Consider the following 24,046-nt stretch of genomic DNA (forward strand, 5'->3'; position numbering starts at 1 on the left):
AATGAAAAATTGAGCGTCGTATTATAACGCAAACGTTTGCTTTTATGTAGTCTATATAAGGGAAATTATAACGTCCAACTTTAAAATATAATCATTCCACTTTAATGCCAGATCCCTTATAGACTTATTATATAAAGCAAATAACACTCCCTGCCCCCTTAAAAAGCCCCAGCCTAAACTTAGAACGATAGAATCATTTTGGTGTTCAGAGGACGGAGGACAGTATTAATCTTAAATACTAATAAATTAGCATAGCCATTATTCTGTCCTCTGAACGCTGAAATCATTAGTAAAAGCGAAAAAATAATTCAAAAATCAACCGCACTTTCACCATCTCAGCCTACACCTTACCTGATTTCCCAATAAAAAAGCCTGCTATTTTTAGCAGGCTACCGTTGTTATCACAAATTATCTCCAAACTCTTTCTATAAAGCCCGTTTGATGAGCGATAAATAATAGGGTAAAAGCAGTTAAATAAATTAAACCAATAATGGATAACCAAAATAATCCCCCTTTCACTCTATGCTGGCCTTTCAATACCAAAGATAAATTCAAATAGGCAAAAACAGGGGTGGTTACAAAGGAACAAATCATAGCAAAATTTAACATCGTTGCCACATCACGCATAAAGAATGTAATGATAATAATCCCCATCGCTGCCGCAAAGGTCATCCAAAGGTTAAGCTGTTTTAACGAGCTTTCTTTTTTATTCCTCAAAAGACGCAATGCCTCAGCATTAGCACGAGAATAACCATCAATAACTGTAATTGTCGTGCCAAACATACACATAAATGCAATAAAGGCAATTAATAATCTTGACCAATCACCAATAGCGTAAGCATACATCTTGATTAGCTGAGCAATATATTTTACCCCTGCTGCCTCCACTTGCTCGCCCGAGCCATATTGCACAATCGCACCTAAAGCAAGAAAGACAATGGCTAAAATTGCTGTACTAATATAACCCACATTAAAATCAAATAAACCGTCTTTATAACTGATGGTCGCAAAACGCTTTTTAGCAATTACCCACATTGAATTAATTGCCGAAATTTCTATTGGTGCGGGCATCCAACCCATTAATGCCACAATAAAAGCCAATGAAGCCAAATTCCAAGGGGAAGGTTCCACAAAATCTGGCACCATCGTACTCCCTTTTAACGCCGCAATAATCACCGCACTCACTGTTGATACGGTTAAAGCAATCATAATCCATTTTGATAAACGATCTAACAAACGATATTTTCCTAATAGCAACATCCCCCAAGTTACCGCTATCACAATGGTACTTAATTGTGGAATACTCAAATTAATCTGTTGAGGAAAAATAAAACTCAAAATTGCCGCCGTAACAATACCCACACCAGCGGTATTAATTGCAGTGGCAAAAACATTAAGAATAAAAAACACCCAAAGATAGGCTTTGCCTTTTTCTTGATAGCCCTCTAACAAGGTTTTTCCTGTCATTAGAGTATATTGTGCCCCAAAACGGAAGAAAGGATATTTAAATAAATTGGCTAAAATAATAATAATTGCTAATTGCCAACCATAAATTGCCCCTGCCTGTGTAGAGGCAATGATATGCGATCCACCAACGGCAGCTGAAGCCATTAAAATCCCTGGCCCCATTGCCTTAAACTTCGTCTGCCAAGTAGAAACGGATTGTGATTGTTCATGCATAAATTGGATTCCTTAATACAAATAAAAAAACAAAGTAGCAAGATTTTAAGCATAAAAATCAGGATAAACAACATTTTATTTAATAAAAACAATGGATTAGGGTTTATTTTTAGAGATTTTCACAGGATAAAATCCTAAGAAAAATATTAAGAAAGGCAATTTTATGCGATAAAAAAGCCCTGAAGCAGGGCTATATTCTTTGAATTAATTATTTTTTGAATTTATTATCTAAGGCAAAAGCTCCACCACCGACAAAAACAAAATATAAGAAAACAAGTGCATATAATGCAGCTAATTCACCTTTATTCACAATGGGTAAAAGTAAATTATCCGCCGCAGCGTGCATAAAGAAATATGCATACGCCATTTGACCAGACATTAAAAATGCTGCTGGGCGAGTAAATAAACCTAAAATTAAGAGTAGACCACCAATAACTTCAATTAAGCCACCTAAACCATATAAAGAAAATAGCTCAACACTTCCATTTCCACCTGTCATTGAAATAGGAAATTCAAAAAATTTGGCAGTACCGTGTAATAAAAACATATAACCCGCAATAATACGTAATAAAGCGAGAATATAAGGAGAATATTTATTCAATGAATTCATAATATGATCCTATGTAATAAAACTGACAATATTTTCCCTTATAGAACTATAAGGGACAAGGGATCATAACGAAATTTAATCATTATAACAATATCACAACAGTAAAATAACTTTTTACCCTGAGTAAACAATAAAGGCTATTTGTATTAAAAGTGCGGTCATTTTTTAAAATTTATACTAACTTATTCTATAGCTCAATAAAATCTTAAAGCTTATCACTCTTTCACCGCACTTTTCAGACTAGTTATTCCGCAAAAAACATTATATGATAACTGCCCTTTTATTGATTAAAATAACCGCATTATTTAGGAAAGTGAATTTTGGAATACCGTCATTACATTATTATTGCTGTGGCAATTTTCGCCTTACAAGTTTTTATTTATATCACCGCACGCACAATTTTTTGGCTATGGAGCGATAAATTATCATTTAAAGCCAAACGAGCAACAGGTATTGGTCTTTATTTGCTATTTAACGGCATTATTGCTCTCACATTATTACGCATTTATCCGCCCTTATTTAGAATCAGTGCAGGTTTATTAGTATTATTACTGTTTATTAGCTTTATCAGTTTATCCTGCCTTATTCTTTTTAGGCTTGGTAAAGTTTGGTTTAATCCGCATACATTAAACCTTAGCCTTAAAATTGCTTACCCATTTGCTTTAATTAGTTTACTAAGTTTAAGCATTTATAATGCTTATACGCCCAAAATCATTCATTACAACATCACATTAAATAAACCGCTCAAGCATCCATTAAGAATAGGTATGGTAAGCGATTTACATTTAGGTATATTGTTCGGTGCTAATCAACTAGATAAATTAGCTAACATTATGCAGCAACAACAGGTTGATATTATTTTAATGCCTGGCGATATTATGGATGATAATGTTGATGCCTATTTAGCTCAAAATATGCAACCCCACCTTGCTAAACTCACCGCACCACTTGGGGTTTATGCCACATTAGGTAATCACGATTTCTTTGGACATGATCAAGCTATTTACCGAGAATTAACCCAAGCAGGTATTAAAGTATTAAGAGATGAAAGCCTAAATGTTCAAAATCAATTTATCTTAATTGGCAGAAACGATGATTTAGTGCGAGATCGTCCTTCAACTGCGGATTTATTACAAGATGTAAATACCCATATCCCCATTATCTTATTGGATCATCGCCCAACGGAAATAACCCAACACGCTCAATTACCCATTGATATTCAGTTATCTGGGCATACACACAAAGGACAAATTTTTCCTGCCAATTTGATTACCAAGATGATGTATGTACTAGATTACGGCTACCAACAAATTAACCAAGGGCATTTTTTTGTTTCATCGGGCTATGGTTTTTGGGGAATTCCTATGCGTTTAGGTTCACAATCGGAAGTGTTGATTATTGATGTAAAGGGTAAAAATTCTGCTGAAAACTGACCGCACTTGGTACACTGAATAAATCTTTATCTATAGTCGTTTCAATTTAAAATAAGGCAAGACATACTAATGCTGTACTATTTTAAAGTGAAATGACTATAAAAAATCTGCTCACTAATAAATTAGTAAGCAGATCACAAGATTCCTCTCGTTTGTTAATTAGCCACCAAAATCATCTAATAAGATATTCTCATCTTCAACGCCAAGATCTTTTAGCATTTTGATAACTGCAGCGTTCATCACTGGTGGTCCACACATATAGTATTCACAATCTTCTGGTGCTTCATGATCTTTTAAGTAGTTTTCATATAGCACATTGTGAATAAAGCCTGTGTAACCTGTCCAATTATCTTCTGGTAGTGGATCAGAAAGGGCAACGTGCCATTGGAAGTTGTCATTTTCTGCTTGTAAGGTATCAAAATCTTCTACATAGAACATTTCACGTTTAGAACGTGCGCCATACCAGAATGAAATCTTACGTTTTGAATGTAAGCGTTTTAATTGGTCAAAGATGTGAGAACGCATTGGTGCCATACCTGCACCACCGCCGATAAATACCATTTCTGCATCAGTGTCTTTAGCAAAGAATTCACCAAATGGCCCGGAAATAGTCACTTTATCTCCCTCTTTTAATGACCAAATATAAGAGGACATTTGTCCTGGTGGTGCATCTGGATTTTTGGGTGGTGGTGTCGCAATACGTACGTTAAGCATAATAATCCCTTTTTCTTCAGGATAAGATGCCATTGAGTAAGCACGCACAATCGGCTCATCAACTTTAGACACGTAACGCCATAAGTCATATTTATCCCAATCTTCGTGGTATTCTTGTGGAATATCGAAGTCTTTATAATGGACAGTATGAGGTTCAGCTTCAATCTGAATATAACCTCCTGCACGGAATGGAACTTCTTCGCCTTCTGGGATTGCCAATTTAAGTTCTTTAATAAAGGTTGCTTCGTTATTATTAGAAATAACCGTACATTGCCATTTTTTTACACCAAAAATTTCTTCTGGCAATTCAATATCCATATTGGATTTGACATTAACTTGGCAAGATAAACGGTAACCCTCTTTGGCTTCACGTTTGGTAATATGGCTTAATTCGGTAGGAAGAATTTCACCACCACCGCTTTTTACTTTTACCACACATTGTCCACAAGAGCCACCGCCCCCACAAGCGGAAGAAACAAAGATTCCTTTGCTGGCTAATGCACCTAATAATTTTCCACCTGCAGGTAACGTAATGGCTTTTTCAGGATCATCATTAATCGTAATAGTGATATCGCCTGAATCCACTAATTTGGATTTTGCCACTAGGATAATTGCCACTAATACTAAAACAATGGCAGTAAAAGCCGCAATACCGAGTGTAAGAATCGTCATATCATTCATTATGTTACACTCCTTATAATTGAATACCTGAGAACGACATAAAACCAAGTGCCATTAACCCAGCGGAAATAAAAGTAATACCTAACCCTCTTAATCCTGCTGGAATATCCGCATATTTGAGTTTTTCAGTAATACCAGCTAATGCTACAATGGCTAACATCCAACCTACACCAGCACCAATACCATAAACCACAGATTCGCCAAAGGTATATTCACGTTGAATAGCAAAAGATACCCCACCGAAAATGGCACAGTTTACAGCGATTAAAGGTAAGAAGATCCCTAAGGCACTGTATAAGGCAGGAAAATACTTATCCAAAATCATTTCAAGGATTTGTACGATACCTGCGATAATGCCGATAAAGGTAATAAAGTTAAGGAAACTTAAGTCCACACCTTCAACTAACGCACTGTCTTTTAAAATATGTTCATAAACAAATTGGTTAGCTGGCACCGCAATACCTAACACAACAACAACAGCAATACCTAAACCAAAAGCTGTTGAGACTTTCTTAGATACCGCAAGGAAAGTACACATTCCAAGGAAGAACGAAAGCGCCATATTTTCAATGAAAACGGCTTTAACAAATAGGCTAATATAATGCTCCATCTTATTCCTCCACTTGCTCTGGTTTCCAAGTTCTTAATCCCCAGATTAAGAAACCAATAATAAAGAATGCACTTGGTGCGAGTAGGAATAAGCCATTTGCTTGATACCAACCGCCATCTTGGATTGTTTGTAATACTGGGTAACCCAATAAACGACCAGAACCAATTAACTCACGTAAAGTTCCCACGATAACAAGGATTACACCATAACCTAAACCGTTACCAATTCCGTCCACAAAACTTTCTACTGGCCCAGATTTCATCGCATAGGCTTCCGCACGTCCCATTACGATACAGTTAGTAATAATCAAGCCTACGAATACCGAAAGTTGCTTAGATAAACCATAAGCATAAGCACGTAAAACTTGGTCAACCACAATTACTAAGGAAGCAATAATAGCAAGTTGCACAATAATACGAATACTATTCGGAATATAATTGCGAATTAATGAAATAAAGAAACTGGATAAGCCTGTTACTAAACTTACCGCAATCGCCATAACAAGCGCGGTTTCAAGTTTGGTGGTTACCGCAAGTGCCGAACAAATACCAAGAATTTGTAATGCAATCGGATTATTTTTCACCACAGGTGAAAATAAAAGATCTTTTAAATTACTTTTTGAACCAGCCATTAGTTCTCTCCTGCTTTAAATTTCGCTAAGAATGGGCCAAAAGCATTTTCACTAAACCAATAATCAAATGAACCCTGTACCCCATTAGTGGTCAAGGTTGCCCCAGATAAACCATCAATGCCATGTTCTGCATTAGCAGAAGCACCTTTACCAATACGTAAAGCTACATTGTTGTTATCATCATATAATTTTTTACCAACAAAGTTTGCCTGCCATCTTGGGTTAGCAATTTCACCACCAAGACCTGCGGTTTCCCCTTGATCATAATAGGTAATGCCTTTTAAGGTATTGCCATCTGGTTCAACTGCAACAAAACCATACATAACAGACCATAATCCTCGACCATACATAGGTAAAACCACTTGTGTTATTTTACCTTCCGCATTTTTAACCAAATAAACCTTGGCTAAATTAGCACGTACACGGATACCCGCTTTATCTTTTTCTGGTGCGATAGTTTGACTTTGTTGCGCATCTTTAATCGCATTTTTAGGATCAAAACGCTCAATTTCCTCTTCAGTCGCCTGTACATAATCACCAGTATTTAAATTGACTAAACGAGGTTCAATAAATTTACTATAGGTTTCTTTAATCTGAGCGGGGCTATCATTTTCATTCGCTAATCCAGCCACACTAAGAATATTACGTTGCACATCAAGTGCTTTTTGCTCATCTTGTGCCGGTTTTAACAATACTGCTGAACCTGTCACAATAATAGAACAAACTAAACTAAGTAGTAGCACAACAAGTACTGTACCGCCTACGCTATCTTTATTAAATTTAGCCATTGCGTGCTCTCCGACGTTTGATATTTGCTTGAACAACAAGGTAGTCAAAAATTGGTGCGAACAAGTTGGCAAAAAGAATTGCTAACATCATTCCTTCTGGATAAGCTGGGTTAACTGTACGAATTAATACTGCCATTGCACCAATTAATCCCCCATACCACCATTTGCCTTTATTAGTGAAAGAGGCTGATACAGGATCGGTTGCCATAAATAACATACCAATGGCAAAACCACCTAACACTAAATGCCAATACCAAGGCATTGCAAACATAGGGTTGGTAGTTGAACCAATCAAATTAAATAAACTTGAGGTTAAAATCATTCCAATCATAACCCCAGCGATAATTCGCCAAGATGCAATGCGGAAGAAAACGATCATCGCCCCACCAATGATTAAGGCTAAGGTAGAAACTTCACCAATAGAACCTGGCATATTACCAATAAAGGCGTCCATCCAAGTTAAAGGTTGTCCTGTTACTGTGTTCGTTAAACCTGCTTGCCCTGCTTGCGACCATTGTGATAGTGCAGTTGCACCAGAAAAACCGTCAGCAGCCGTCCAGACTAAATCCCCTGAAATTTGAGCAGGATAGGCAAAGAATAAGAAAGCACGGCCTGCTAATGCAGGGTTCATAAAGTTTTTACCTACGCCCCCAAACACTTCTTTTGCCACAACTACACCAAAACTGATTCCTAAGGCTGCTTGCCATAAAGGTAAAGTTGGCGGAACAATTAAAGCAAAAAGAATAGAAGTCACAAAGAAGCCTTCATTGATTTCGTGTTTACGTATCATCGCAAAGAGGACTTCCCAGAAACCACCCACCAAAAAGGCAACGAGGTAAATAGGGAGGAAGAAAACTGCCCCAAATGCCATTTTACTTACCCAACCAGCATCATTGGTCAAAGTAATGCCTAAGCTATCCGCTAAACCATAATGCCAATTATTGGCAATCATATCAGATAATGTGCCAAGGTGATTCGCCGCTAAAATCGCTTGTGCACCTGCGTTATACATACCATAAAACATGGCTGGAAATAACGCCAACCAAACTAAGATCATCATTCGTTTGGAATCAAGGGCATCACGAATATGTGTATATTTTTTTGTTACTGTACCAGGCGTATAGAAAATGGTGTAAGCTGCCTCAAATAAGGCATACCACTTTTCATATTTACCGCCCTTATGAAAATGAGGCTCTAGTTTCTCAAAAAGATTTTTTAAACCCATTGTTAACCTTCCTTCTCAATCTTATCTAAGGCTTGACGTAAGATTGGACCGTACTCATATTTACCTGTGCAAACAAAAGTACAAAGTGCTAAATCTTCTTCATCTAACTCTAAGCAACCTAATGCTTGAGCACTATCGGTATCACCAGAAATTAAATCCCGTAATAATAAGGTTGGGATAATATCGAGTGGCATTACACGTTCATAATTACCAATTGGCACCATAGCACGTTCGCCACCATTTACCGCAGTGGTAAAGTTGAATAATTTATTTTTCAAGAAATGCCCAACCGTAGTACGGGTAATAGAATATTTATCCGCACCTGGCGTAATCCAACCTAAAAACTCTTTTTCATAGCCTTCAAGTAAAGCTGAAACCTGTAAATGATAACGACCTAAATAATTATGTGGACCTTGAGCAGTATTACCATGCAATACAGAACCAGACACCACACGATTATCGCCATCTAATAATTCATTTTCTGTTAATTGTGCTAAATTTGCCCCAATTTGGGTGCGAACTAGACGAGGATTTTTCACTTGAGGACCAGATAATGCCACCACACGATCCGTTACCAATTCCCCCGTAGTAAATAATTTGCCCACAGCAATCACATCTTGGTAATTAATATGCCATACGCTTTTATTCACACTAACAGGATCAATAAAATGAATGTGAGTACCGACTAAGCCCGCAGGGTGAACACCCGCAAATTCGTGAACTTTAACATTATTTGCGGATACCGCTGGAAGATTGGCTCCTGCCGCTTTACAAAGATGAATATCACCACTGATTAAACGACTTAATACGGTTACCCCATCAATAAATGCTTGCTTTTCTTCATTAATCACGACCACAGGATCCGCCGCTAACGGATTGGTATCCATCGCATTAATAAATAAAGAAGAAGGCGTTGCATCTAACGCAGGAATTTTACTAAATGGACGCGTTCTCAAGGTTGTCCATAAGCCAGATTCCACCAAATTTTGTTTTACTTGCTCAGCGTCTAAAGAAGCAAGTTTGGCAGAATCATAAGCGGTAAAACGAATTTGATCATCACCTTCAATACGGATCACAACGGATTGTAATACCCGTTTCTCCCCACGATTAATGGCAACAATCGTTCCACTGGCAGGTGCAGTAAATACAACACCAGGATTCTTTTTATCTTCAAAAAGCACCTGACCTTTTTTTACTACATCACCTTCACGCACCTTCATAGAAGGACGCATACCCACATATTCTTCGCCAAGCAAAGCAACTTCATTAACGCGATTACCGTTATGGATTACTTGTGCAGGTTTTCCTGCAATCGGAAGATCCAAGCCTTTTTTGATTGTAATCATATTGTTTGCACTACTTTCGGTTAGATTGAAAATATAGCTATAACTGAATTAGCCAGTTATAACCTCGTCTTGAGTAAGGGCTTTATGACAGAAAAAATACATTAATTGCGAAAGGATGCGAATTAATAATAATCTGTACTCCAACCACTAAAAATAAAACTCAAATTCTGTATTTCACTATATTTGGCACAAAATTGACATTAAGACCAAACAGCTAAAAATTCATTTAAAAATAAAGCGACTTATTTTAGCGAAAGAATAAGCATCTTGCCACTTTCAAGCAAATTTTTCCTGAAAAAAAGTGAAATTTTTTGAAGTACATCAAAAATCATTTTTATCTTAGCTAAAGAAAATACCTCTAAAAGAGTATCTATTGCCCCACTCCCATACAATTTGGCGATAATGGTGCTTGCTGATTTAAATTTTGCCACTCTTCTAAGGTATATAAATGTAAAGCCAAAGCATGAATGCCCGTTTGTAATTCTTGAGCAAAAAGTTGATACATTTGTTGATGACGTGCGACTTTACTGATCCCTAAAAAATCATCCGTCACAAGCACAATACGAAAATGCGAATTTGCCCCTTTGCCCGAACTATGCCGATGACTTTCATTTTCTATTTGCAAAAAGTGCGGTGCAAATTGCGTATAAATTTTATCTGCTAAATATTGTTCCACCTTGACCTCTCTTGTAAAAACAATAAAGAAATTATATATTCTACCCAATATTATAGTCGTTTCAATTTAAAATCAGACAAGAGGGTACGCCAAAGCAGTACAGATAGTGCCAACACCGTATTATTTTAAAGTGGAACGGTTATATCAAACATTAAATTTCTTTTTTCTGGAGTTTTCATCTATGAGCAAAACCACAAAATCCCTTACTCTTACAGCATTATTGATGGCAAGTATAGGTTTAACCGCCTGCCAAAGCCAAACTAGCACAACCTTATACTTCACCCCTATTGCTCCTAATGTACAATTTAACATTGCAAACCAAGCACAAGCCACGTTAAATATTGTGGCACGGGATCAGCGTCCGCAACCAGAAGTAGCGAGTTATGTAGAACAAGAAAAAATTATCAAACTCACTTCATCGCCAAGCGTTACCCAATTATTCCAACAAATCCTACAACAGGATCTTAATAGCAAAGGCTTTCGCATTACCCCACCAGCACAATCTAATACCAATGTTATTGTCAATATCAAGGCTTTTTATGCCAATGTAGAACAAGGTAACCTACGCTATAAAATAACCAGTAATATTCAACTTGAAATCCAAGTTCAAGGCACTGCGGGACAATTTACCAAAACCTTAACAGCCTCACGTACGCAAGAAGGCGCGTTTTCCGCCAAAAATAATGAGATTCAGAATGTACTTACCACCACATTAAATGACATCACTCAGAAAATCTATCAAGATCAAGAAATTAGCCAAGCCATTCATCAATACGCTCGCTAATTGTGTGAAAGTGCGGTCTAAATTTATAGTCGTTTCAATTAAAAAATAATACAAGGCGTACCAAGGCTGGATTATTTTAAGGGGGCTAATCCCCCTTAATTCATTACAATAAAACACTTCCCAACAAAGCAATAGCAAATCCGACTAATCCGATCATTGTTTCTAATACCGTCCAAGTTTTTAAGGTGGTTTTGGTATCCATTTCTAGAAAACGACTCACTAACCAGAAGCCAGAGTCATTAACGTGCGATAACGCAGTTGAGCCTGACGCAATGGCAATAACGATAAAACATAAATCAAACTGACTTAATCCTGAAGTGGCAGCTACGGTTGGGGCGATAAGTGCTGCTGTTGTCGTCAATGCAACAGTCGCCGATCCTTGTGCTACCCTTAAAGTTAACGAAATAATAAAGGCTGCAACAATCACTGGCATACCTGTATCGGCAAACATTTGGGCTAATACTTCACCGATACCACTGGCTCGTAAAACCCCACCAAACATACCGCCAGCCCCTGTTACCAAAACAATGGAACAAATTGGACCTAAGGCGTTATCACAGATTTTCTCAATTTGCTCATAACTACGTTGTTCTTTCAATAACAAAATGGCGGCGATAAGAGTGATTAATAAAGCGATTGGTGTTTTACCTAATAAGCGTAAACTCTCAACCCAAAGCTGTGAACCATCAATCACTTGTGCCACAGATAAGGTGTTAAGCCCTGTATCTAACAAAATTAAGGCTAAAGGAAGTAAGAGTAAAAATAATACTTTGCCAAAACTCGGTGGATTTATTACCGCTGTTTCATTGATGGCTGTGGCATTAAGAAAGGCTTTAGGCAAATCAACGTGAATTTTACGCCCTAAATAGGTGCTAAATAAATATGCAGCAAAATACCAAGTAGGAATGGCACAAATAATCCCCACGATAGTTAATAATCCCATATTCACACCTAATAACTCGCCAGATGCTACTGGGCCGGGATGTGGAGGGGCAAAAGCGTGCATCACTGCAAAAGCCCCTGCAGCAGGGAAAGCATAACGTAACACTGAGCCACCAAATTGTTTTGCTACACTAAAAATAATAGGTAACATAACCACTAATCCCGCATCAAAGAAGATAGGAAAACCAAATAATAATGAAGCAATACCTAAGGCAAAAGGCGCTTTTTTCTCGCCAAATTGATTAATTAAAGTATCAGCAAGCACTTTTGCACCACCTGTAATCTCCAATAATCTCCCAATCATTGCGCCCAATCCCACTAATAATGCCACTGAAGCAAGCGTGCCACCAAAACCATTTAATAATGTAGGCAAAATTTTATTAACTGGAATACCTGCCGCAAGTGCGGTAAATAAACTCACAATAATTAAGGCAACAAAAGCGTGTACCTTAAATTTCATAATTAAAACCAATAAAAGCAAAATGGCAACAATCATAATTCCAATTAACATAAGCATTTCCTTAGTTAAAAATGAGCAGATTAAATATCATTTAAATAGTTACTGGTAACATACTGACTTTTTGACTTATTGTAAATTATCTTTGCAAACCAATATTTGAAATTGCGATCTGCTTCACAAATTCAATATTAAACTAAAAAGTGCGGTGGCTATTTTCATTATTTTTTGCGATGATAATTAAAATTTTTTGTTACTGGTAACGTTTGAGGTAAGCATTATGTCGTGTCAAAAAGGAAGAAGTTTTATTTTAATGGGCGTATCAAGTACAGGAAAAACCTCCATTGGTACAGAAGTTGCTCATCAGCTTGGTTTAAAACTGATTGACGGCGATGATTTACACCCTAGTGCCAATATTCTAAAAATGGGAAAAGGGCAACCGCTTAATGACGAGGATCGTGCACCTTGGTTAGAACGTATTCGCGATGCTGCCTTTAGCCTTGAGCAAAAAAGTGAACAAGGCATTATTATTTGTTCCGCATTAAAACGTCAATATCGTGATCAAATTCGTGCTGGTAACAACCATATCACCTTTATTTTTTTACAAGGGGATTTTCATTTAGTATTAGAACGTATGAAAAAACGGCAAGGGCATTTTATGAAAATAGAGATGTTAAAAAGCCAATTTGATACCTTAGAAATTCCTCAAGTGGATGAAACAGATGTGATTCCTATTGATATCAATGCTCCTTTTGATGAGGTGGTTCAGCGTTGTATCAAGGCTATTCGTCCGTTGTTATAAGTCAAAGATACCGCAAAGTATGTCAACGCTATATTATTTTAAAGCAAAGCAACTATAGCGTTTCACCAAGATAAATTTGATAACCTAAATCCACGATTAAACTTTGTTGTGGGCGTTGATGGATACGATCTAATAATTCCTGTGCCGCCCTTGTACCAATAGCTAAACGAGGCGTAATCACGGTGGCGAGTTTTGGCGTAATGGATAAGGCTACATCATGTCCGTGAAAACCGGCAATAGCCATTTGCTGTGGAATCTTAATCCCCAAGCGTTGACATTCAAATAACGCCCCAATGGCCAAATCATCATTGGTGCAAAAAATTCCGTTCGTTTCTGGATATTGTTCAAGAGCTAAACGTAATTGTTTTGCGCCTAAGGTAAAAGAGGAAGGCTCAGAAGTAATAAGACTACGAGGAGATAATTGATGTTTTCTCATTGCATATTCATACCCTTGCATTTTTAGCTGGGTACGTTTATCCATACGAGCTGTAAGGTAAACAATTTGCTGATAGCCTCGTTGGATCATCGTTTCAGTCATCGCTTGTGCTGCACCAACATTATCAAAACCAATAGCTTGCTGTAAGCCCATCTCTCGACTATCCATAATTTCAATAACAGGAATATTTGCCACTTGCAACATTTTTAAGGTTCGTGCTGAATGATGATTTTCCGATAAAATCAACCCATCAACGTGATAAGACAATAAGGATTCAATCCGTTGTTCTTCTTTTTCTACACTGTAGCCATAATGAGCAAGCATAGTTTGGTAACCCGCTTGATCCGTAACTTGCTCGATACCTTTTATCACATCAGCAAAGACATGATTGGTTAAAGAGGGAACTAATACCCCTATGGCTTTACTTTTCGCATTAGATAAAATATCAGGGGCTCGATTAGGAATATAGCCAAAATTTTCTATTGCTGCCGCAATCTTTTCTCTTGTTGCTTGAGAGACTTTATTTGGATCCCGTAGATAACGACTTATTGTCATCTTAGTTATACCGAGATGATTGGCGATATCTTGTAAGGTAGGGCGTTTATGTTTCATCTTAATAATTTAAACTAACATTAATTCAATATTTGTCTCTTGAATGGCATTTTGTGCATTTTCAATTAAATCCTTATCACAGATAATCTTGTTAAAATTTGTTAAAGGAAATAAAAAGAATGTTGCGACTTTGCCATACTTAGACGAATCACTCACTAATATTTTGTGGTGGGAAGATTGTATGATGGCTCTTTTTACAGGAATTTTATTTTCATCAGGGGTAGTAAGCCCTTTTATATTCCAAGAAGAGGTAGAAATAAATGCCATATCAATAGAAATATTACGCAGAAATTGTGCCGCCAATTCTCCCACTGAAGAATGATTAGGTTTATTAACAAATCCGCCCGTGTGAATTAATTGACACTTTCCTTGTTCCGAAAGAAATTCAGTAATAACAAAATCATTAGTAATGACTAACAGATCTTCACGTTGACAAATACGCTTGGCAATTTCCAATGTTGTCGTACCAGCGTCTAAATAAATCGTGCTATTGGTTTTAATTAATTCTGTAGCTTTTGCTCCAATACGTTGTTTTTGTGGATAAAATAATAAAGATTTATCAATACGAGCAGGCTCACTGGCTAACCGTTCGTGTAATTGAATACCACCTGACACAGTAATGATTTTACCTTCATCTTCTAGCTTTTTGATATCTCGCCGTATTGTCATATGAGAAACTTGAAACAAATCAACCAGCTCATTAATGCCAAGTATTTGATGTTGATGAATAAGATTAATAATTTTTTTTTGCCGTTCTATTGGGATCATAATTTTCCCTCTGACTCCATAAGTAACTGAAATTATACTCCTTTTCTGGATACTCGCATACAACAAGCAGGAAGTTTTTTAACTCAGTAAATTAACAAATTTTAACTTAATGTTAATATTTGTGATCTTGATCGCAGACTTAATCAGAAAAAAACGCTAAATTATCAAATAACTTATTTCATCAAAAAAGGGAATCATTATGAGCACACATTCATCTTATTCGGTAGCTATCGTTGGTTTAGGTACGATGGGTATGGGAGCGGCTAAATCTTGTATTCGTGCCGGTTTAGATACCTACGGCATTGATCTCAATCCACAAGCATTAGAAGAATTAAAACAAGCTGGTGCAAAAGGGGTAGCAAAAAGTGCGGTAGATTTTGCAAACATTTTAGATGCGGTTTTGTTATTAGTTGTCAATGCTCAACAAGTAAACGCCGTATTATTTGGTGAAAACGGTCTTGCTCAACAACTAAAAGCTGGTACAGCTGTGATGGTATCGTCCACCATTTCCGCTCAAGACGCTCAACAAATTTCACAAAAATTAACAGAATTTGGATTAATTATGCTTGATGCACCTGTTTCTGGTGGCGCAGCAAAAGCGGCAAATGGCGAAATGACCGTTATGGCATCAGGCTCAGAGCAAGCCTTCCATAAATTACAACCTGTATTATCAGCAGTAGCAGGTAAAGTCTATAACATTGGTCAAGATATTGGCTTAGGGGCGACCGTCAAAATTATTCATCAGTTATTAGCAGGCGTACATATTGCCGCTGGGGCAGAAGCAATGGCATTAGCCGCCAAAGCAGGTATTCCTTTAGATTTAATGTATGACGTGGTTACTCATGCCGCTGGTAATTCGTGGATGTTTGAAAACCGTATGAAACACGTTGTGGAGGGCGATTATACGCCATTATCAATGGTTGATATTTTTGTCAAAGATTTGGGATTAGTGAATGATACAGCTAAAGCCTTGCACTTTCCATTACATTTAGCCAGTACAGCTTATGCGATGTTTACTCAAGCCAGTAACGCTGGTTATGGCAAACAAGATGATAGTGCGGTTATCAAAATTTTTAGCGGTGTGAATTTACCCTCTAAACAAGGAGAAAACTAAGATGTTAGGCATTATTGCTGATGATTTTACTGGCGCAAGTGATATCGCTAGTTTTCTAACAGAAAATGGATTAAAAACCGTCCAAATGAATGGTGTACCAACACAACCATTAACGGAACAAGTTGAAGCGATTGTGATTAGTTTGAAATCTCGTTCTAATCCTGTACAACAAGCGATACAACAGTCTTTGCAAGCCTTAGATTGGCTCAAAACACAAGGCTGCCAACAATTTTATTTTAAATATTGTTCAACCTTTGATAGCACCGCCAAAGGAAATATTGGTCCTGTTACCGATGCTTTGCTTGATGCATTAGGCGAAACTTTTACGGTGATTAGCCCCGCTTTACCTGTGAATGGACGTACCATTTTCAATGGTTATTTATTTGTTGGCGAACAATTATTAAATGAATCAGGTATGCGTAATCACCCAATTACCCCAATGAAAGATGCTAACTTAATGCGTTTAATGGACGCTCAAGCACAGGGTAAAACGGGTTTAGTTGCTTATGCTGATGTTAGTCAGGGAGCAAATCAGGTTAAAGCACGTTTAGCTGAATTACAACAGCAAGGCTACCGTTATGCAGTGGTTGATGCGGTGGATAATAGCCAATTAGCCACCTTAGCAGAAGCCATTACCGATTTAAAACTTGTTACTGGTGGTTCTGGATTAGGGGCTTATATGGCGGCTCGTTTAAGTGGCGGAAAAACAGGAAAAAATGCTTTTGTGCCGACCGCGACAAAAGGAAAAACTGTCGTTCTATCTGGCTCTTGTTCTTTAATGACAAATCAGCAAGTAGAGGATTATCAACAATATGCCGCCAGTTGTTGGCTAGATGTGGCACAAACGCTTAACACCCCTAATTATGTTGGGGAACTTTATCAATGGGTTATCAAACATTTAGACGATGAGTTTGCCCCAATGATTTATGCTACCGTACCTGCTGAAAAATTAGCAGAAATCCAACAGCAATTTGGGGCAGAAAAAGCCAGCCATGCGATTGAACAAACCTTTGCAAAATTAGCACAAAAATTAAAAGACTATGGAGTAACACATTTTATTACCGCAGGCGGAGAAACCTCAAGCATTGTGGTACAACAATTAGGTTTTCAAGGTTTTCATATCGGTAAACAAATCGCACCGGGTGTGCCTTGGTTAAAAGCCATTGAGCAACCGATTTTCCTTGCCTTGAAATCAGGCAATTTTGGTCGCCAAGATTTTTTCCGTTTTGCACAGGATATGTCCGTATGAAAGAACAACAACAAAAACAACAAATGGTTGATTTAGCTCGTTCTTTATTTGAACGTGGCTATAGTGTTGGTGGTGCAGGTAATCTTTCTGTACGACTTGATAAACAACGTATTTTAGTAACACCAACAGGATCTTCATTAGGGCGTTTACAAGCGGAGCGTCTTTCTGTATTGGATATGCAAGGCAATTTATTAGAGGGAGATAAACCCTCTAAAGAATCGGTCTTTCATTTAGCTATGTACCAAAATAATCCTGATTGCCAAGCGATTGTTCATTTACATTCAACCTATTTAACAGCCTTATCCTGTTTACAGGAGCTTAATCCTGATAACGCAATGCAAGCCTTCACGCCCTATTATGTTATGAGAGTAGGACAATTACCCCTCATACCATACTATCCACCGGGTGATATCAATATTGCGAGAGAATTAGGCGAACGTGCCAATACCGCCAAAGCCTTTTTATTAGCCAATCATGGTGTAGTGGTAACAGGCTCGGATTTGATTGATGCGGTAGATAACTGTGAAGAGTTGGAAGAAACTGCCAAACTCTATTTTATCTTACAAGGTCAAGCTATCCGCTATCTAAGTGATGACGAAGTGAATTTTCTAAAAAACAGAGGAAAATAATATGCCAAAATTTGCTGCCAATTTAACAATGATGTTTAATGAAGTGCCATTTTTAGAGCGTTTTGCCGCCGCTGCTAAAGCTGGTTTTAACTACGTAGAATATCTTTGGCCTTATGATTATCCCGCTCACGAATTAAAAGCCAAACTCGATCAATATGGGCTAAAACAAGTGCTATTTAACACCCCTGCTGGCAACATTGAGGCTGGCGAATGGGGCATTGCCGCTATCCCAGGACGAGAAAAGGATAGTCAACGAGAAATAGATCTTGCTTTGGAATATGCCATTGCTTTAGGTTGCTCTAATGTTCATATTATGGCAGCTGTTGTTCCTGAAGGCGCTGATCGCCAGCAATATCAACAAACCTTTATTAAAAATATACGTTATGCTGCTGATAAGTTTAAACCCTATGGTATCAATGTACTTCTTGAAGCGCTAAGCCCAGAAGTTAAACCTAATTATTTATTAAAAAGTCAGTTTGATACCTTAGCGATTGTTGAACAAGTTGAGCGAGATAATGTATTTATTCAACTTGATTATTTCCACGCCCAAAATGTGGACGGTAATCTTTCTCGTTTAACCGATAAATTGGCGAAACATATTGCCCACATTCAAATAGCTTCTGTACCTGATCGCCACGAGCCTGATGAGGGAGAAATTAATTATCAATACCTGTTTGATAAGTTAGACGCAATGGGCTATGAGGGCTATATCGGCTGTGAATATAAACCTCGAGGCGAAACAGAACAGGGGTTAGCTTGGTTTAGTCGGTATAAATAATCCCTATTCTAATTTATCCATACCCATTATTTAATTAATCACCATATTTCGTTGCTTACTTAGATAAGCAACGAGGAGGTCTTTTTATGTCAAATGAAATGTTAATTCTTATCGGACTCACAAGCGTTATTGCTTTGTTAATCATTATGATTAAAGGAAAAGTTCATCCTTTCCTTGCTTTAGGTTTGGTCAGTATTGCCGTCGCATTAAGTGCAGGTATTCCAATGAGTAAAGTTGTACCAACACTCATTAGCGGAATGGGCGGTACATTAGGCGGCGTAGCCCTTATCGTGGGATTGGGGGCTATGCTTGGTAAAATTATTGAAAAGTCCAATGGTGCAGATGTACTTGCAAGTTGGCTACTCAATAAATTTGGTGAAAAACGTGCTCCCTTTGCCCTTGGTATGACAGGGTTTATTTTTGGTATTCCTGTTTTCGTTGATGTTGGTTTTATTGTATTAATTCCTATTATTTTTAGTGTTGCTAGACGCATAGGTGGCAATATGTTGGTATATGCTTTACCTATTGGTTTATCAATGTTACTTGTTCACGTTTTACTTCCACCTCATCCGGGGATCGTAGCAGGAGCACAAAGTTTACAAGCGGACATTGGCTTAGTGCTAGGCATTGGATTAATTGCGGCTTTGCCTGCTTATTTATTGGGCTATCTCTGTATTCCTTTTTTTACCAAGCGTAATTTTGTCGCTGTACCAACATCTAGTGATCTTATTCAACAACAAAAAAAGATCGCACAACAAGAACAAGGATTACCTGCCTTTAGTACGGTATTAGCAATGATCGTTTTTCCTCTGATTTTAATTATGTTAGGGACAGTAACAGCGACTATGCTCCCAAAAGGTAACCTTATCAGAGAAATATTTAGTATGATTGGTAGCTCTCCTTTTGCATTATTAATTGCTGTATTCCTATCATCTTATGTTTTAGGTATTAGACGAGGTTGGAATGCTGATCGTTTAGAAGAAATTTTAAACTCCGCACTCGCGCCAATAGCTGGCATTATACTTATCACTGGTGCTGGCGGTATGTTTGGAAAGGTATTAGATGCGAGTGGCGTTGGCAAAGCGCTCGCTGATGTGTTAGCAAGCACAGGCTTACCTTTATTACTCCTTGCGTTTATATTATCGGCTTTATTACGTGCTGCTCAAGGTTCAGCAACCGTTGCAACAATTACTACCGCCACAATTCTCGCCCCAGCGGCTATTGCGGAACAATATACAGGATTACAAATCTCACTCCTTACTCTGGCAATTGGTGCAGGCTCTATGACCTTATCACACGTTAATGACTCCTTATTTTGGGTATGGACAAAATTCTTTGGCATTTCCATTAGTGAAGGGCTACGCACTTGGACAATATTATCTACTTTGTTCGGTAGTCTCGCCTTTATCTTTATTAGTTTAATTTGGTTTATCTTTGTCTAATATCATCTAAAAAGTTAGGGCAAATCCCTAACTTTTTTATTGTTTCAGAGGAGAGAACAAAATGAAAAAATACGTTCTATTACTTTTATTTTTCTTCAATACCACAACATTCGCTCAATCATTAAGAAATACTGAAAATCCTGCTATCCTCAATGTAAGTTTATTAAGTGAAATTACCGCCAAAGGGCAAAAAATCACAGCTGTTGCTTTAGAGTATGAAGATGATTTATTAGCAGGCAATAATCTCAAAACCCTCTACCAAGTGAAAACCAGTTTAGATCAACAAGAATTACAAGAACGAACATTACTCAAGGCTTATAGCAATCATCGTCCTGAAAGAAGTGAAAAACCACAGCAAGGACGCTTTGTGATTATTGAATTGGCTCAAGATGATCCTAATGCCGATGTTTATCAGCTAAACAAGGCGAATGAAACCCCACTTACTGTGCGAGAAAAAAATGCTGAGGGACAAATTATTTATACTCAAAAAGTACAAGTGAGCCGTGTACCACAATATTATCAACAACGATTAATCTATCATATCAACCAAACTGGTAATTTACCTTTAGTCAATGGTAAAACTGTTTTACCAACACAAGCGAAACAATCTGCCGAAAGAAAAAATATCATTACCCCTTTTATTGATCAATTTACTTCCCATCGTATTTATCTCAATACCCCAGACAACCAACTTCTTTATCGTTTATATACACCATTATCTGCGCAACAAAAATACCCATTAACGATCTTCTTACATGGCTCAGGGCAAGTAGGCAAAGATAATCTTGCTCAATTACTTTCTAGTAAAGGTGCTATTTCTACTTTAGCCTATGAACAAGGCTTTGTTCTTGCACCACAATACCAAACGCCATTTGATCCTTTTGACAATGTAGAGAAAGGGCAACCCGGCGGTATTCATTGGCAAACAGATAATCGCCAACAATTACTCTTAAAAATGATTGATCAAACCTTAGCTAACAATCCTAATATTGATACTGATAGAATTTATCTTATTGGCTTATCAAGAGGAGCAGAAGGCGCATTAAATCTTTTACTAAAACGACCGCACTTTTTTGCAGGTGCATTGCTACTTAGTGGACGTGAAGCACATAGTCTTGAGTGGATCGATGGTAATGCCACCAAAGATAATCTTGCTAGTATTCAGCATATACCTATTTGGTTTATTCATAGTAAAGAAGATAAAATTGCGCCTGTAACAGGTACTCAAAAAAACTATCAAATACTCCGCTCACTTAACGCCCCTTTTGTTAAATATAATGAATTAACATTTCAACAAGTTGGCGACAATGGCATTATTAACAATAATGCACATAATAGTTGGGATATGGCGTTTGATAGCCCAGCAGTAATGAATTGGTTATTGCAACAGAAACGAACTATCAAGGAATAACCAGCTCTTATCAACAGGCAAAACAAATTACATTAATCGCAGTACATTATCTTATAAATAGTGTACAATCAAAAAGATTTTAATTTAGGTTATTTCTTTTTTAGGAGATTAATATGGCTAACCGTAAAGTGTTGGCGAATGCAATTCGCTTTTTAAGTATGGACGCAGTACAAAAAGCAAAATCTGGACACCCAGGTGCACCAATGGGAATGGCGGATATTGCCGAAGTGTTATGGCGTGATTTTCTCAAACATAATCCAACTAATCCGCAATGGGCTGATCGCGATCGCTTTGTGTTATCGAATGGACATGGCTCAATGTTAATTTATAGTTTGCTACATCTTAGCGGCTATGATCTTTCTATTGAAGATTTAAAACAATTCCGTCAATTACATTCTAAAACGCCAGGACATCCTGAATATGGCTATGCGCCTGGCGTAGAAACCACCACAGGCCCTTTAGGACAAGGGATTACCAATGCGGTAGGTATGGCGATAGCAGAAAAAACCTTAGCGGCTCAATTTAACCGTAGCGGACACGAGATTGTCGATCACTATACTTACGTTTTCCTTGGCGATGGTTGCTTAATGGAGGGGGTTTCCCACGAGGCTTGTTCATTAGCTGGAACACTAGGTTTAGGGAAATTAATTGCTTTCTATGATGACAATAATATTTCTATTGATGGTCATGTTGACGGTTGGTTTACTGATGATACACAAAAACGTTTTGAGGCTTATGGCTGGCAAGTAATTCCTGCCATTGATGGGCATAATCCTGAGCAAATTGTGCAAGCCATTAAACAAGCACAAGCAGAACAAAACAAACCAACCTTAATTATTTGTAAAACCATTATTGGCTATGGCTCGCCAAATAAACAAAACTCGCACGATTGCCATGGCGCTCCATTAGGTGATGCAGAAATTGCGGCGGCTCGTGAATATTTAGGTTGGCAATATGCCCCATTTGAAATTCCTGATGATATTTATGCCCAATGGGATGCAAAACAACAAGGTCAAGCCGCTGAACAAGCTTGGCAACAAAAATTTGCCGCTTATGAGCAGGCTTATCCTGAATTAGCTGCTGAGTTTAAACGCCGTATTAGCGGAGAATTACCCGCAAATTGGACGGCGCATTCTCAAGCCTTTATTGAAAAATTACAAGCTAATCCTGCGGCGATTGCCAGCCGTAAAGCCTCTCAAAATGCCATTGAGGCTTACGCCCCAGTTTTACCTGAGTTTTTAGGCGGTTCTGCGGACTTAGCGGGTTCTAACTTAACCCTATGGTCTGGCTCAAGACCACTGCGTGCAACAGAAAATGTTGACGGTAATTATATTAATTACGGTGTGCGTGAATTTGGTATGTCTGCCATTATGAATGGTATTGCTTTACATGGCGGTTTTATTCCTTATGGTGCAACCTTCTTAATGTTCTATGAATACGCTCATAATGCGGTGCGTATGGCAGCATTAATGAAACAACGTGTCCTCTTTGTTTATACCCACGATTCCATTGGTTTAGGTGAAGACGGTCCAACCCATCAACCTGTGGAGCAAACCGCTTCATTACGCTTAATACCAAACTTAGATACATGGCGTCCTTGCGATCAAGTAGAATCAGCCATTGCGTGGCAACAAGCGGTAGAGCGTAAAGCTGGTCCAAGTGCGTTAATTTTCACTCGCCAAAATCTGGCTCAACAACAACGTGATAACCAACAGCTTGCTGATGTGGCTCGTGGGGGCTATATTTTAAAAGATTGTGCTGATGGCAAACCTGAATTAATTTTAATTGCCACAGGTTCAGAAGTGGAATTAGCGGTAAACGCCTTTGAACAATTAACCGCTGAGGGTAAAAAAGTGCGTGTGGTTTCTTTACCTTGTACTAATGTGTTTGATCGTCAAGATGAAAACTATAAACAACAAGTATTACCAAAAGAAGTAACCAAACGTATTGCCATTGAAGCGGGTATTACTGATGCGTGGTATAAATATGTTGGCTTTGAAGGACGTGTAATTGGTATGCACAGCTTTGGCGAATCCGCCCCAGCCGATGAGCTATTTAAACTGTTCGGCTTTACCGTAGAAAACGTGGTGGCAACCGCGAAAGAAATTTTGTAATTTCTGACCGCACTTATTAAATAAATTCTTGATCTGTTACTTAACTTGAGTAACAGATCATTTTTTTATCATCCCTTTAAGTTGAACAGTATGCAGAAAACAACGGCGAGACGT

General features: G+C 37.8%; 22 protein-coding genes. 10 read left to right on the plus strand and 12 right to left on the minus strand.

Features of this window, described 5'->3' with window-relative positions; genetic code table 11:
* Positions 1 to 408: 408 nt before the first annotated feature.
* Together EV694_RS04290 and EV694_RS04295 are read right to left on the minus strand one after the other, a co-directional pair.
* Positions 409 to 1,680, minus strand: a complete 1,272-nt coding sequence (locus EV694_RS04290) for an NRAMP family divalent metal transporter (RefSeq protein WP_132689759.1) — start codon at positions 1,678 to 1,680, stop codon at positions 409 to 411.
* A gap of 208 nt (positions 1,681 to 1,888) precedes the next feature.
* Positions 1,889 to 2,290 carry a DoxX family protein gene (locus tag EV694_RS04295; protein WP_132689762.1) on the minus strand — a complete coding sequence of 134 codons (402 nt, stop codon included), beginning with the start codon at positions 2,288 to 2,290 and terminating at the stop codon, positions 1,889 to 1,891.
* 320 nt (positions 2,291 to 2,610) lie between these two features.
* Between EV694_RS04295 and EV694_RS04300 the strand changes: the two genes are divergently transcribed.
* Positions 2,611 to 3,723 carry a metallophosphoesterase gene (locus tag EV694_RS04300; RefSeq protein WP_132689765.1) on the plus strand — a complete coding sequence of 371 codons (1,113 nt, stop codon included), beginning with the start codon at positions 2,611 to 2,613 and terminating at the stop codon, positions 3,721 to 3,723.
* Between the two features lie 159 nt (positions 3,724 to 3,882).
* On the opposite strand, the gene nqrF is transcribed toward EV694_RS04300, so the two are convergent.
* From nqrF to EV694_RS04335, 7 genes are all read right to left on the minus strand, one after another.
* Positions 3,883 to 5,118 (minus strand): NADH:ubiquinone reductase (Na(+)-transporting) subunit F, encoded by a 1,236-nt coding sequence (gene nqrF, locus EV694_RS04305; RefSeq protein ID WP_132689768.1) that lies wholly within the window; start codon positions 5,116 to 5,118, stop codon positions 3,883 to 3,885.
* A gap of 13 nt (positions 5,119 to 5,131) precedes the next feature.
* The gene (gene nqrE, locus EV694_RS04310; protein WP_132689771.1) at positions 5,132 to 5,728 is read right to left on the minus strand and encodes an NADH:ubiquinone reductase (Na(+)-transporting) subunit E; all 597 of its coding nucleotides are present in this window, start codon (positions 5,726 to 5,728) and stop codon (positions 5,132 to 5,134) included.
* Position 5,729: 1 nt separating this feature from the next.
* Entirely contained in the window at positions 5,730 to 6,359 is a 630-nt protein-coding gene (locus EV694_RS04315; protein WP_132689774.1) for an NADH:ubiquinone reductase (Na(+)-transporting) subunit D, read from the minus strand.
* Positions 6,359 to 7,147, minus strand: coding sequence for a Na(+)-translocating NADH-quinone reductase subunit C (locus tag EV694_RS04320; RefSeq protein ID WP_132689777.1), 789 nt, complete (start codon positions 7,145 to 7,147; stop codon positions 6,359 to 6,361). The genes EV694_RS04315 and EV694_RS04320 overlap by 1 nt, the downstream gene beginning before the upstream one ends.
* On the minus strand, positions 7,140 to 8,372 hold the full coding sequence (locus EV694_RS04325) for an NADH:ubiquinone reductase (Na(+)-transporting) subunit B (protein WP_132689780.1): 1,233 nt from the start codon (positions 8,370 to 8,372) through the stop codon (positions 7,140 to 7,142). Before EV694_RS04325 ends, EV694_RS04320 begins: the two co-directional genes overlap by 8 nt.
* A 2-nt stretch (positions 8,373 to 8,374) precedes the next feature.
* A complete protein-coding gene (locus EV694_RS04330; protein WP_132689783.1) occupies positions 8,375 to 9,718 on the minus strand; it encodes a Na(+)-translocating NADH-quinone reductase subunit A in 1,344 nt (447 codons plus the stop codon).
* A gap of 370 nt (positions 9,719 to 10,088) precedes the next feature.
* Positions 10,089 to 10,394 (minus strand): BolA family protein, encoded by a 306-nt coding sequence (locus EV694_RS04335; protein ID WP_424580043.1) that lies wholly within the window; start codon positions 10,392 to 10,394, stop codon positions 10,089 to 10,091.
* 181 nt (positions 10,395 to 10,575) lie between these two features.
* Between EV694_RS04335 and EV694_RS04340 the strand changes: the two genes are divergently transcribed.
* Complete coding sequence (locus EV694_RS04340) at positions 10,576 to 11,178, plus strand: YajG family lipoprotein (RefSeq protein WP_132689786.1); 603 nt, start codon at positions 10,576 to 10,578, stop codon at positions 11,176 to 11,178.
* Positions 11,179 to 11,281: 103 nt separating this feature from the next.
* Here EV694_RS04340 and EV694_RS04345 read toward each other — a convergent pair whose 3' ends face one another.
* On the minus strand, positions 11,282 to 12,631 hold the full coding sequence (locus EV694_RS04345; protein WP_132689789.1) for a GntP family permease: 1,350 nt from the start codon (positions 12,629 to 12,631) through the stop codon (positions 11,282 to 11,284).
* Positions 12,632 to 12,857: 226 nt separating this feature from the next.
* Between EV694_RS04345 and EV694_RS04350 the strand changes: the two genes are divergently transcribed.
* Positions 12,858 to 13,379, plus strand: coding sequence for a gluconokinase (locus EV694_RS04350; protein WP_132689792.1), 522 nt, complete (start codon positions 12,858 to 12,860; stop codon positions 13,377 to 13,379).
* A gap of 52 nt (positions 13,380 to 13,431) precedes the next feature.
* Here the strand turns inward: EV694_RS04350 and gntR are convergent, their stop codons facing one another.
* Together gntR and EV694_RS04360 are read right to left on the minus strand one after the other, a co-directional pair.
* Positions 13,432 to 14,427, minus strand: coding sequence for a gluconate operon transcriptional repressor GntR (gene gntR, locus EV694_RS04355; RefSeq protein ID WP_132689795.1), 996 nt, complete (start codon positions 14,425 to 14,427; stop codon positions 13,432 to 13,434).
* 9 nt (positions 14,428 to 14,436) lie between these two features.
* On the minus strand, positions 14,437 to 15,195 hold the full coding sequence (locus tag EV694_RS04360) for a DeoR/GlpR family DNA-binding transcription regulator (RefSeq protein ID WP_132689798.1): 759 nt from the start codon (positions 15,193 to 15,195) through the stop codon (positions 14,437 to 14,439).
* 199 nt (positions 15,196 to 15,394) lie between these two features.
* Between EV694_RS04360 and ltnD the strand changes: the two genes are divergently transcribed.
* From ltnD to tkt, 7 genes are all read left to right on the plus strand, one after another.
* On the plus strand, positions 15,395 to 16,309 hold the full coding sequence (gene ltnD / locus EV694_RS04365) for an L-threonate dehydrogenase (RefSeq protein ID WP_132689801.1): 915 nt from the start codon (positions 15,395 to 15,397) through the stop codon (positions 16,307 to 16,309).
* A 1-nt stretch (position 16,310) separates the two neighbouring features.
* Complete coding sequence (otnK, locus tag EV694_RS04370) at positions 16,311 to 17,558, plus strand: 3-oxo-tetronate kinase (RefSeq protein ID WP_132689803.1); 1,248 nt, start codon at positions 16,311 to 16,313, stop codon at positions 17,556 to 17,558.
* Positions 17,555 to 18,187 (plus strand): 3-oxo-tetronate 4-phosphate decarboxylase, encoded by a 633-nt coding sequence (otnC, locus tag EV694_RS04375; protein ID WP_132689806.1) that lies wholly within the window; start codon positions 17,555 to 17,557, stop codon positions 18,185 to 18,187. The genes otnK and otnC overlap by 4 nt, the downstream gene beginning before the upstream one ends.
* A 1-nt stretch (position 18,188) precedes the next feature.
* A complete protein-coding gene (gene otnI / locus EV694_RS04380) occupies positions 18,189 to 18,965 on the plus strand; it encodes a 2-oxo-tetronate isomerase (RefSeq protein ID WP_132689809.1) in 777 nt (258 codons plus the stop codon).
* Between the two features lie 86 nt (positions 18,966 to 19,051).
* On the plus strand, positions 19,052 to 20,407 hold the full coding sequence (locus EV694_RS04385; protein ID WP_132689812.1) for a GntT/GntP/DsdX family permease: 1,356 nt from the start codon (positions 19,052 to 19,054) through the stop codon (positions 20,405 to 20,407).
* Positions 20,408 to 20,468: 61 nt separating this feature from the next.
* On the plus strand, positions 20,469 to 21,818 hold the full coding sequence (locus tag EV694_RS04390) for an alpha/beta hydrolase-fold protein (RefSeq protein ID WP_132689815.1): 1,350 nt from the start codon (positions 20,469 to 20,471) through the stop codon (positions 21,816 to 21,818).
* Between the two features lie 113 nt (positions 21,819 to 21,931).
* Complete coding sequence (gene tkt / locus EV694_RS04395) at positions 21,932 to 23,932, plus strand: transketolase (protein WP_132689818.1); 2,001 nt, start codon at positions 21,932 to 21,934, stop codon at positions 23,930 to 23,932.
* Positions 23,933 to 24,046: the final 114 nt, after the last annotated feature.

The organism is Volucribacter psittacicida (assembly GCF_004339025.1).
Lineage (GTDB): Bacteria > Pseudomonadota > Gammaproteobacteria > Enterobacterales > Pasteurellaceae > Volucribacter > Volucribacter psittacicida.

Coding starts and splice junctions, on each gene's coding strand:
- otnC (WP_132689806.1), top strand. CDS start 17,555: ATGAAAGAACAACAACAAAAACAACAAATGGTTGATTTAGCTCGTTCT.
- nqrF (WP_132689768.1), bottom strand. CDS start 5,118: ATGAATGATATGACGATTCTTACACTCGGTATTGCGGCTTTTACTGCC.
- nqrE (WP_132689771.1), bottom strand. CDS start 5,728: ATGGAGCATTATATTAGCCTATTTGTTAAAGCCGTTTTCATTGAAAAT.
- EV694_RS04350 (WP_132689792.1), top strand. CDS start 12,858: ATGTCGTGTCAAAAAGGAAGAAGTTTTATTTTAATGGGCGTATCAAGT.
- EV694_RS04390 (WP_132689815.1), top strand. CDS start 20,469: ATGAAAAAATACGTTCTATTACTTTTATTTTTCTTCAATACCACAACA.
- EV694_RS04360 (WP_132689798.1), bottom strand. CDS start 15,195: ATGATCCCAATAGAACGGCAAAAAAAAATTATTAATCTTATTCATCAA.
- EV694_RS04320 (WP_132689777.1), bottom strand. CDS start 7,147: ATGGCTAAATTTAATAAAGATAGCGTAGGCGGTACAGTACTTGTTGTG.
- tkt (WP_132689818.1), top strand. CDS start 21,932: ATGGCTAACCGTAAAGTGTTGGCGAATGCAATTCGCTTTTTAAGTATG.
- otnK (WP_132689803.1), top strand. CDS start 16,311: ATGTTAGGCATTATTGCTGATGATTTTACTGGCGCAAGTGATATCGCT.
- EV694_RS04340 (WP_132689786.1), top strand. CDS start 10,576: ATGAGCAAAACCACAAAATCCCTTACTCTTACAGCATTATTGATGGCA.
- ltnD (WP_132689801.1), top strand. CDS start 15,395: ATGAGCACACATTCATCTTATTCGGTAGCTATCGTTGGTTTAGGTACG.
- EV694_RS04295 (WP_132689762.1), bottom strand. CDS start 2,290: ATGAATTCATTGAATAAATATTCTCCTTATATTCTCGCTTTATTACGT.
- EV694_RS04290 (WP_132689759.1), bottom strand. CDS start 1,680: ATGCATGAACAATCACAATCCGTTTCTACTTGGCAGACGAAGTTTAAG.
- EV694_RS04385 (WP_132689812.1), top strand. CDS start 19,052: ATGTCAAATGAAATGTTAATTCTTATCGGACTCACAAGCGTTATTGCT.
- EV694_RS04325 (WP_132689780.1), bottom strand. CDS start 8,372: ATGGGTTTAAAAAATCTTTTTGAGAAACTAGAGCCTCATTTTCATAAG.
- otnI (WP_132689809.1), top strand. CDS start 18,189: ATGCCAAAATTTGCTGCCAATTTAACAATGATGTTTAATGAAGTGCCA.
- gntR (WP_132689795.1), bottom strand. CDS start 14,427: ATGAAACATAAACGCCCTACCTTACAAGATATCGCCAATCATCTCGGT.
- EV694_RS04345 (WP_132689789.1), bottom strand. CDS start 12,631: ATGTTAATTGGAATTATGATTGTTGCCATTTTGCTTTTATTGGTTTTA.
- EV694_RS04315 (WP_132689774.1), bottom strand. CDS start 6,359: ATGGCTGGTTCAAAAAGTAATTTAAAAGATCTTTTATTTTCACCTGTG.
- EV694_RS04330 (WP_132689783.1), bottom strand. CDS start 9,718: ATGATTACAATCAAAAAAGGCTTGGATCTTCCGATTGCAGGAAAACCT.